We start from the raw sequence: 10,213 nt of genomic DNA, 5'->3' as shown, positions 1-10,213 counted from the left end.
TTTGAAGCGAATATCGGCAAGTACGTCAGCATCGCTTACCTGGAAGCCGAGGCCGCCGGTTTCTGAGTATTTTTCCTGGAATGCTACGGTCAACCGGGAAAAACGGCCAAAAATGCAAACCGATTTCGGCGATCGATCCTGGCGCCGGCCGCCGTGCTAGCCGACGGTGGCGGTTTGAGTGCTTCGCAGCCACTTCAGCATGACTACAAAGAGCTTGTCCGGATCGACCGGCTTGGCGATGAAATCGTTCATCCCGGCGTCCAGGCAAAGCGCGCGGTCTTCGGCAAAGGCATTGGCAGTCATGGCGACGATCGGCGTATCGGCGTAGCCGGTAATCTCGCGGATAGCCTGGGTGGCCGCCAGGCCATCAAGTTCCGGCATCTGCATGTCCATCAGGATCAGGTCGTAGCGCTGATTTATCGCCAGGTCGAGCGCCAGGGAACCGTCCCCGGCAATGTCGACCGTGAAGCCGAGCGTTTCACGGAGCAGTTCAAGGGCAACCTCCTGGTTGACCCAGTCGTCCTCGGCGACAAGGATGCGGCAATCGGGAAATTCGGCCCGCAAGGCGTGCTCGGCGGCAACGCCGGATTGATGCGTTTCGGCCTTTTCGGGAAGCACCGCCAGGGCCCGAGGCAAGCGAATGGCGAAAGTGAAAACGCTACCCGCCCCCGGCGTGCTGACCACCTCGATTCCACCGCCCATCAGGCGAACGAGGCGCTGGCAGATGGGCAGGCCGAGCCCGGTGCCGCCATATTTGCGCGTGGTCGAGCCATCGGCCTGCTCGAACGGATTGAAGATGCGTTCAAGCGCCTCCGGTGCAATGCCAATGCCCGTATCCCAGACCGAAATTTCGATCAGCACCGCTTCGCCATTATCTTCGGCGATGCGGGCAACGACGCGGACTTCGCCGCGCTCGGTAAACTTGATGGCGTTGCCGGCCAGGTTGAGCAGTATTTGCTGCAGGCGCAGCGGGTCGCCGAGCAACTGTAGCGATTTGAGACGCGTGTCGATGTCGAGAATAAAACGCAGGCGAGCCGATTCGGCCCGCGGTGCCAGCAGGCTGGCCAGTTCATCGGTCAGCGCGTCGACCATGAAGGCGGTCTGTTCCAGCGTCATCCGGTCGGCATCGATCTTCGACAGATCGAGAATGTCATTGAGCAACTGCAGAAGATGGTTGGCGGCATTGTCGATTTTGCCCAGCTTGTCCATCTGGCCAGAATCCGGATTGTTGCGCCGAAGCATGTAGGTCATTCCGATGATGGCATTCATCGGTGTGCGCAGCTCGTGACTCATGTTCGACAGGAAGGTGCTCTTCGCCCGGCTCGCCGCCTCCGCTGCCTCCTTGGCCAGCGACAGGGCCTGGGTCCGTTCCTGCACGGTGTCCTCGAGGTGGTCGCGCTGATCGGCCAGTTGCCCATCGCGTTCGGCGATCTCGCTGAGCATGGTGTTGAAGGCGTTGCCGAGATGGCCGATTTCGTCATCCGAATAGATTTTCGCGTGCCGCGTGTAATCCTTCGATTCGGCCACGTACTGCGCTGTGTCGGTCAGTGAGCCGAGCCCGGCGAGAATGGCGGCGAGCAGATGGCGGGCGATGGCGAAGGCGATGACGAAGGAAATGGTCAGGGCCAGCAAGGACAGGGTCAGGTTCCAGGCAATGGCACGCCAGACGCCGTCAAGGCTGGCCGAAATCGAAACCGTGCCGACCACTTCATCGTCCGAGCGGATAGGCACGGCGACGGTGACCGACGACCAGTCGGCATAGACCGCCCGTTCTCGGTGCGGTTTGTCGCCGAGCGCCACCTGGTCCGGCAATGCTCGGTTGGCCGTATCGTAGCGATAGTGAAAATCGGAGGTGATGCCAATCAGGCGCACGGCCAGCACATCCTGGTGCTCGGCGAACGAACTGAGCAGACGCTTGGCGCCCGTCACGTCGCGGAACTCGATGATGGCCGAAGCATTGAAGGCAACGACGTCGGCCATCGCGAACAATTCGGTTGTTTTAGCCTGGCGCCGCTGCTCGATTTCGCGCACGGCAAAGGTCAGGAAGGAAAGCAGCAGCCCGACGCCGAGCGAAGCCGCAATGGCCAGCGCGATTTTTTTCCGGATGGTCTGGCGCGCGTTCACCGATCGCCTCCAATAACCTGGTTGGCCAGCCGCAGCATTTGCGAACTCGGGTTCAGCCCGTGCCTCGATAGCGTCTCGGCGTTGACGACAAATTGCACACGTCCGCCCGTCCGCAGCAACTCGATGCCGCCGCCTGATCGGGCAAAGCCGTCGGCGTTGCTGGCGGCGAGAACGGGCATCCCCTGTATCCAGCGTAATACCGCACCAATGCGTGCTTCTTCGACATCGGGAATATAGATCAGCTGACAATATTGCATGTCGTCCGGACTGTTGACCCGGCGAATGCGCAGTTCCTTGCCGCCGATGACGCGTCCCTCGTGGCTGCTCAGAAATGGCCCCAGCGTATCGCGGCCAAACAGGCAGATGGTGGTTGTGGTCCGCTTGCTGGTCGGCCACTCGACATATTTCAGGAAATTGACCAGATACGCCGATTCGAGTTGCGGTTCGGAGTCAGGCTGCGCGAAAGCCAGCGAAACGCCGGCGAGCAGCACGGCTGCCAGCCAGCGAAGCGGGCGATTTCGCGGAGAACCTGAGGTGGCGGCAGGCATGATCAGAATTTCCAGCGCGCCGACAGTAACCAGGATGGTTCGATGATGACGGGCGTCGCCGGAACGTAGTCCGTCACGTACTCAATGCGCCGGGGACCGACCAGGTTGCGGCCAGTCAGCGCCAGCTCGATGTCCTTGTTCAGCTTGTAGGCGTAACGCAAATCCAGCGTTACATAGCCCGGGACGTAAATTTCGCTCGGGTACGGTGATAGCGTGCGATAAATGCCTGAAGAGCCGCGAATCCAGGCATCGACCTGCTGGTTCGACGCGACGTTCCATTGCGAGCGCAGGGAGCCGTAATGACGGGCCGTCGAGCGCTCTTCCCGCAGACCCTGGCCCTGGGTAACCGAATTGGCCGAGTCGTCCATGTTGACATGCGTGAATGCATACGACAACTGCATGCGCCAGGTCGGCATGAGCAGCCAGTCGACGCTGAGTTCGGCGCCGCTCAGCCAGCCGCTTCCCCCGTTGGTACGATCGAGGTTCTGTACCGGGAGGAAAATTCCGCCGCCGATCGGTAGCAGACTGTTCCCGCCCAGTGAGCTCGTCACGATGTCCGAGTAACGGTATTGGAAAACCGTGGCATCCATGCTCAGCTGTTGCGTTAGCTGACTGCGGTAGCCCAGCTCGAAACCTTCCATGGTTTCGTCGTGCAGGGGCTGATTAGCCGGTTGTGCTTTGAGTACGACAGGGAAGGGAAAGCTCGCCGTTGGTGGTCGGTAGCCGACATAAATGCTCACATCCTGTTCGCCCCGGGCCGGCATGCGCGGGGCTTTGGCATACTTGGCCCACAGTGTGTCGCTACGGGTTGGCGTCCACATCAGGGTTGCGCTCGGCGAGAAGGTGTCGCCGCCCAGATTGGTCTGATCCCAGCGGGCGCCCAGGCCGAGTTGCAGGCGATCGTCGATCAGCGTCCAGTTGTCGTGCAGGAAGACGCCCGTCGTGTGTTGCGTGAATGCCGGTTTGGCGACAGAAATGACGTATCTCGACCACACTTCATCGGAAACCGTCCGGTGGCTTGCTCCCCACAGGAGATCGTGGCTGCCGAAGCTGTAGCGCCCCTGGTAGTCGAGATCAAATTGAGTGCTGGTGACTTCAAAGACGTCCTTCAATTCAATCGAGGTGTTGCCGACCGATGTTTGCAAAGATGACTCGACGCCCTGCTCGCTCAGCCAGCGATAGCGCGCGCCGACGGTCTGGCTGGCGACCTTTTGCGTAATAGGGACCGAGGTCAAGGTTTGGAGGTCGGCAAGGTTCGGGGTGACCGGGTAGAGATCGCCTACCGACGAACTGCCCGCATTCGCCCAGACGCTGAAATTGCTGCCGCCGGACAGCGACCGGTCGAGGCGGAAATCGACCACGCCGTTGCTCAGGTCGTCTTCGCTGTAACGGTCGTTGGCGAGTTGTTTCGATGGTTGTGCATGACGCCCCTGGGCCGATAATTTCCATGTTGTGTCGGCGTCGATGCTGCCACCGGCGCGGGTGTACAACTGACGCTGTCCGTTACTGCCTAGCGTTCCGGCGACCATGCCGCCGGTTTGCGTGCGCGAATGCCGGCTGATGATGTTGATCACGCCGTTGACCGCATTGACTCCCCACATGGCGGCGCCGGCACCGCGAATGACTTCGATGCGCTCGATGTCTTCAAGAGGAATCGGGTCGTATTCCCAGATGGTTCCGGAAAAAAACGGGTGATAGACGCTACGGCCGTCGATCAGTACCTGCAACTTGTTGGCAAAGCGGCCATTGAAACCGCGGGCCGAGACGGCATAGCGTCCGCTGTCGACCTGCGCCACCTGGATGCCCGGCACCATGCGCAGCACATCCGGCAGGGCCTGCGCGCCGGAACGGCGGATGTCTTCGGCGGTAATAACGAAAGCCGCAGCAGGAACGTTGCTCAGGCTTTGATTGCGCCGCGAAACGGATGAGACCTCGGTTTTGGTCAGATCTTCGAGGCTGAGATCGTCATCCTGGAGGGCGTGCACCGGATGCCATGCGACGGCCAGCGCGAAAGCGGCGGCCGCATACGATATGCTCAATGCGTTCAGAATTTTACCCTTTTGAAACAATATGTTCTGCGCGGCGCTTGGAAGAGCCAAGACTATGCCATTGGTCAGACTTGAATTCAATCAGGGAATTTACGAGAGGGGGGCATAACTTTCCGTTGCCGGCGGCGCGCCACAATAAAAAAGGCTGGCCGGATTGCTCCGGCCAGCCTTGAGTGAGGCGTGGATTGTTACTGGACTTGCTGAATCCCGGCCAGCACCCAGCCGCGGCTGTTATCGGTTGGTTTGGTCATGTGCCAGATTTCGTCGAACGGCGCCGGGGCGGCGCCCTTTTCTTCGCTGATCAGGCCGGTGAAGCGGATGCTGACGATGTAGCGGTTGGCTTCTTCAGCGACATCAAGCACTTCGCCGTTGAGCTGGGCGACGTCGGTTTCCTGCTTGGCGTTGCCGCGCTCGCTCATGCCCATCTTGATCTCGGCGAACATTTCCGGCGAGGTGAATTCGCGGATGTCGTCCAGATTGCCGGCGTCGTTGGCAGCCTGCAGGCGGATAAAATTGACCTTGGCATTGCGCACGAAGCTCTCAACGTCGAAGTCGGCCGGAATGTTGCCACTACCGGTGGAAGCGGCAACCGGGGCTAGTGCCGAGGCGCTGCCGGCCGGAACGAAGTCGGGCTGACGCGAGGTGGCACCGTAATTCGGGTTGCCGCCAGCGTATTGCATGCCACCCGACTGGGGCGCTCCCGCCTTCTTGCGCGAAAGGAAGCCGAAGAGCATGACGGCACCGACGATCAGCAAGCCAATCATCATCATGTTGGCCAGGCCTTCGCCGAAGCCGAAGTGCGAAGCTAGGGCGGCCAGGCCGAGACCAGCGGCCAGGCCAGCCAGTGGGCCCATCCATGAGCGCTTGGGTTGCGCAGCCGGGGCGGCGGCCCCGGGCGCGGCGGCGGGTGCCTGTCGGGCCGCCGAGGGCGGGGCGCTCGGCGAAACCGACTGGCGCTGCATGCCATACGAGCTGCCGCCACCGAGGCGCTTGGCTTCAGCGTCACCGATTTGCAGCGTGAAGCCGAGCACCACTGCTGCGGCCATCAATACGAAATTCTTCATGGTTGTCTCCGTGGGGAAAAGTTGCAAGCCGTAGTGTAGCCGCTTCCTGTTGCAGAAAAACTAATCCATGCCTGCATGATTATTCGTAAAAATCGAAGCATCAGGCCGCTGAGAACAGGCCGGCAACCGCTGCCGGATTCGATGGAAAGTAGAAATGGACGTAGGAGGCGGTCAGTCGGCCTTGCCGGTAGATCGCTTCGCCATCGCGGCCATCGGCCGTGGTGGCGCGGACGAGCGGGGTGAGCGGCGTGTCGCTTTTCGAGTAATGGAAGGTGTGGCCGGCGAGGCGGCCTTCGGGCAGTTCGCCGAATTGCGTACCGAGCGCGGCGATGCGTTTTTGCATGACCGAACGCCCGGCAAGCAGGCCGCCGAAGCGATGGCTGATACCGGCCTTGTCGACCACTTCCTCGAACAGGCTCATCATGCCGCCGCATTCAGCGAGCAGCGCCTTGCCGGCGGCGACGTGCTTTTTCAGCGCAAGCCATAGCGTAGCGTGTTGGCTCAGGGTGTCGGCATGGAGTTCCGGATAGCCGCCGGGCAGCCAGACGGCGTCACATTCGGGCAGCGGGTCGCCGGCGACCGGTGAAAAAAAGCACAACTCGGCACCCAGCGCGCTCAGGGTTTCAAGATTGGCCGGGTAGATGAAGCCGTAGGCGGCGTCGCGGGCGATGGCGATGCGTTGGCCGGCGAGCCGGGGTTCGATGCGCGGTGCCGGTGCGGCTTCGAAATTGACCGGTTTTGGCAGGTCGACCGTAGCACTGGCTGCCAAAGCATCGGCCAGGGCATCGAGGCGGGCTTCGAGGTCGGTGATTTCGGCCGCCTGAAGGAGGCCGAGGTGGCGTTCGGGCAGGCTGTCGCTATTTTTGGGTAGGGCGCCAAACCAGCCCAGGCCGGGAGGCAGGCTGGCGCGCAGCAATTTGATGTGGCCTTCGCTGGCCGAACGGTTGGCCAGCACGCCGGCAAAGGGCAGGCCGGGCCGGTAGGTGGCCAGGCCGTGGGCGACGGCGCCGAAAGTTTGCGCCATGGCGCCGGCATCGATCAGGGCCATGACCGGAATGGCGAAGCGTTCGGCAATGTCGGCCGCGGAAGGCTGACCGTCGAAGAGGCCCATGACGCCTTCGATGAGGATGAGGTCGGATTCTTCCGCCGCACGGGGCAGACGCCAGCGCGCATCGGCCTCGCCGCACATGCCGAGGTCGAGGTTTTGACACGGTCGACCGCTGGCGACGGCGTGAATTTGCGGATCGAGAAAATCCGGGCCGCATTTGAAGACGGTGACGCGCCGTCCCTGCCGGGCGTGCAGTCGGGCTAGCGCGGCGGTGACGGTGGTCTTGCCCTGGCCGGAGGCGGGGGCGGCGATGAGCAGGGCGGGGCAGGCTGGCATTCTGGTTCCTTAACGAGCGGGCTGGCTAAAACCTTGGTGGCGGTCCCAGTCCACGTAAAACAGCCGCGCCTGGCTGGCGCGGAACGAGAACAGCCGTTCGCCGCTGGCCGCGACGACGCTTTCGCCGCGCGAGAAATCGAGCTCCGGTTCGCGCCCGGTACGGTTGTTGACGATGAGTGGCAGGCCGGTTTCGGCGCTACGCCGCTCCCAGAGGTCGCCCGGCCCCATGCCGTCGACCGGCGGCCAGTTGGCCGGGGCGAGGAGGATGGCGGCGCCTTGGTCACGGTAGCGGGCGGCCGGTTCGGGCTGGTAGGTGTCGGCGCAGATGAGGACGCCGACCGGGATGTCGTCGATGATGAAGGGCGCGCTGCCGGAGCCGGGTGTTGACCAGCTTTCGGCCCCGCCATGCACGCGCTGCTTGCGGTAGGCGCCCTGGATTACCCCCGCGCGGTTGATCACGGCGACGCTGTTGTGCAGCTTGCCGCTCTTGGCGTCGCGTTCGGCGAAGCCGACGAAGAGCGCCACCCGGTTGTCGCGGGCAATGGCGGCCAGGGTGCTGATCCAGGTGTCGGGAAAAGGGGCGATCCAGTCGGTGCCGATGCGGCTGGCGAAGTTGTAGCCGGTTTCGGCGAGTTCGGGCGTCATGATCCAGTCGGCGCCATGGCCGACCGCCTCTTGAATGCTTGCCTCGATGCGGGCGCGGTTACCGGCGATGTCGCCGGGCACGGAATCAAGATGGAGCAAAGCGATGCGCAGCGCTTCCGGTGCCTTGGCCGGCGCTGCGGCAGTGGCGGCGAAACGCTTGGCGCCCGGCAGGAAGAAGCCGTTTTGCTTGCCGAGCGCTTCGACCACGGCCTGGTGGCTGGCCTTGCCGATCAGCTCGCCGATCCGGCTGTGGCCGCCGGTATAGCTGGCTTGCGGCCCCTGCGTGCCGGAGACGACGATGATGCTGTCGGTGCCCGTCCCCGTCGCTTGCACGCTTTTGGTGTAGGAACTCGGCACCTTGAGGTCCTGCAGCGCCGCCGTCTTGCCTTCGGTGACGGTGATCAGGGCGCGGGTCAGCGCCGCATCGGTCAGGCGGATGTTGGTCAGCACCATGATGTTGATCGTGCCGGCTGGTTCCTTGCCTTCGATGTAGGTGCCGGCATCGACGCCGGTGCGGATGGCGTTGCTTTTGGCGCCGGCCGTGGCCAGCACGGTGACCGTCAGCGGGCCGTGGCTTTTCGTGACGACCGCCAGATTGTCGAGGTCGGCGGCCGTGGCCATGCGGGCGACGGCGGATTTGTCGAGGTGCAGCAGGTTGGCCATGTTTTGGTGCACATGGTCAGCATAGGCTTTGCCGCCCCGGCCGTCCTGGCCCATGAAACGCATGCCGAGTGTTTGCCAGAGCCGCGGATGGCCGGCGTGGTTGAGCGCTGCCCGGGCGTCGAGCAGGCCATCGGAGGTGGACAGCGTGCGCCGCGCTCCGGGGAAGGAAACGAGCAGCACTTTTTCCCAATAGCCGTCGCGCTCGCCGCGGATGATCCGCGCCTCGGCCTGAATATTGGCTGGGATGTCGATTTCTCCCGCCCAGGCAACGGCGGAAACGAGCAGCAGGAAGACGAAACGGCTCAGGTTTTTCATCGGCGAGAACTCAGAATTCGAGGCCCGGCATGGCCTTGATGCCGCTCTGGAAGGCGTGTTTTTCCATGCCGATGTCGCTCACCGTGTCGGCGGCGTCGCGCAGGGCCTGCGGGGCAGCGCGGCCAGTGATGATGACGTGCTGCATGGCCGGGCGGGCGAGGAGTTGGGCGATGACGGTGTCGAGATCAAGCCAGCCGTATTTGAAGGCGTAGGTCATTTCGTCGAGGACGACGAGGCCGATTTCCGGATTGCGCAGGTGGCTGCAGGCGATTTCCCAGGCGGCTTGGGCGGCCTTGGCGTCGCGGTCCTTGTCCTGGGTTTCCCAGGTGAAGCCTTCGCCGCCAACATGCCAGCCGACGTTGGGCTGCTGGCGGAAGAAGGCTTCCTCGCCAGTGTCCGAACGGCCCTTGACGAACTGGACGACGCCAACCTTGAGGCCGTGGCCAAGGGCGCGGGCGACGACGCCGAACGCGGCGCTCGACTTGCCCTTGCCGTTACCGGTGTTGATGACCAGCACGCCCCGCTCTTCCTGCGCGGCGTCGATCTTGCCGTCGATGACGGCCTTCTTTTTCTGCATGCGTTGTTCGTGGGTGACGGTCATGATTTTCTCGAGAAATTCGGGTGGAAATGGATTGCTACGGTCAACCGGAAAAAACGGCCAAAAATGAACGGCGTCTATTCCGGGATGAAGCAACGAAAGCCACGATCTTCGATCTGGCGCAGACCGTAGCCGTACAGTTTGGACAGCGTTTTGGCCGTCAAAATGGTGTCGACCGCACCGATCTCAGTCCGGCCGTCGCCATAAACGAGCAGCGCCCGGTCGCAGAAACGGTGGGCCAGCGCCGGGTCGTGGAGGACCATGATGACGCCGGTGCCATCATCGCGCGCCGTGCCGGCGAAGCGTTCGAGGACGGCCATCTGGTGATTGAGGTCGAGGTGCGCCAGCGGCTCGTCAAGCAGGTAAAGCGGCGCCGCCTGGGTGAGCAGCGTGGCGATGGCCAGCCGCTGGCGTTCGCCGCCGGACAGGGTGTGAATCTGGCGGGCTTCCATGCCGTCCAGCCCGACGGCCTTGAGCGCAGCGCGCGCCAGTTCGGCATCCTGCTTCGATTCCCAGTCCCAGCGCCCGAGATGCGGGTGGCGGCCGGTCAGCGCCGTTTCCAGCACGGTCGAACCGAAAGGGTCGGACTGGAACTGGCCGAGCCAGGCGCGGCGCCGGGCCGCCTCGCGGGCGTGCAGCAAGGCGGCATCTTCGCCGTCGAGGAGCAGCGCACCTCCGGCCGGCGGACGCAAGGCGGCGAGCGTCGACAACAGCGTTGATTTGCCGGCGCCGTTGCGACCGAGGATGGCAATGCGCTCGCCGCTGGCAACGCTCAGGTCGATACGGTCGACCACCGTTTTGCCGCCGATTTCGACGACCAGTTG

The 10,213-nt window shown here is 63.2% G+C and carries 8 protein-coding genes; all 8 read right to left on the bottom strand.

Features of this window, described 5'->3' with window-relative positions; all coding sequences use genetic code 11:
- Positions 1 to 156: 156 nt before the first annotated feature.
- Positions 157 to 2,124: an ATP-binding protein gene (locus ADADOO_RS14175; protein ID WP_511278153.1), complete on the bottom strand. Its 1,968-nt coding sequence runs from the start codon at positions 2,122 to 2,124 to the stop codon at positions 157 to 159.
- Complete coding sequence (locus tag ADADOO_RS14170; protein ID WP_511278152.1) at positions 2,121 to 2,672, bottom strand: YfiR family protein; 552 nt, start codon at positions 2,670 to 2,672, stop codon at positions 2,121 to 2,123. Before ADADOO_RS14170 ends, ADADOO_RS14175 begins: the two co-directional genes overlap by 4 nt.
- Positions 2,673 to 2,674: 2 nt before the next feature.
- Positions 2,675 to 4,711 carry a TonB-dependent receptor plug domain-containing protein gene (locus ADADOO_RS14165; protein ID WP_511278151.1) on the bottom strand — a complete coding sequence of 679 codons (2,037 nt, stop codon included), beginning with the start codon at positions 4,709 to 4,711 and terminating at the stop codon, positions 2,675 to 2,677.
- Between the two features lie 197 nt (positions 4,712 to 4,908).
- Positions 4,909 to 5,784: a Tim44 domain-containing protein gene (locus tag ADADOO_RS14160; RefSeq protein ID WP_511278150.1), complete on the bottom strand. Its 876-nt coding sequence runs from the start codon at positions 5,782 to 5,784 to the stop codon at positions 4,909 to 4,911.
- 100 nt (positions 5,785 to 5,884) lie between these two features.
- The gene (locus ADADOO_RS14155) at positions 5,885 to 7,168 is read right to left on the bottom strand and encodes a cobyrinic acid a,c-diamide synthase CobB (RefSeq protein ID WP_511278149.1); all 1,284 of its coding nucleotides are present in this window, start codon (positions 7,166 to 7,168) and stop codon (positions 5,885 to 5,887) included.
- Positions 7,169 to 7,177: 9 nt separating this feature from the next.
- A complete protein-coding gene (locus ADADOO_RS14150) occupies positions 7,178 to 8,791 on the bottom strand; it encodes an adenosylcobinamide amidohydrolase (RefSeq protein WP_511278148.1) in 1,614 nt (537 codons plus the stop codon).
- Positions 8,792 to 8,801: 10 nt separating this feature from the next.
- Positions 8,802 to 9,392, bottom strand: a complete 591-nt coding sequence (gene cobO / locus ADADOO_RS14145) for a cob(I)yrinic acid a,c-diamide adenosyltransferase (protein ID WP_511278147.1) — start codon at positions 9,390 to 9,392, stop codon at positions 8,802 to 8,804.
- Positions 9,393 to 9,466: 74 nt separating this feature from the next.
- The coding region (locus ADADOO_RS14140) for an ABC transporter ATP-binding protein (protein ID WP_511278146.1) at positions 9,467 to 10,213 on the bottom strand (747 nt) is incomplete at its 5' end.

It is taken from the genome of Azonexus sp., assembly GCF_036170495.1.
In the GTDB taxonomy this organism is placed as follows: Bacteria; Pseudomonadota; Gammaproteobacteria; order Burkholderiales; family Rhodocyclaceae; genus Azonexus.
This window is presented reverse-complemented; position numbering and strand designations above follow the sequence as displayed.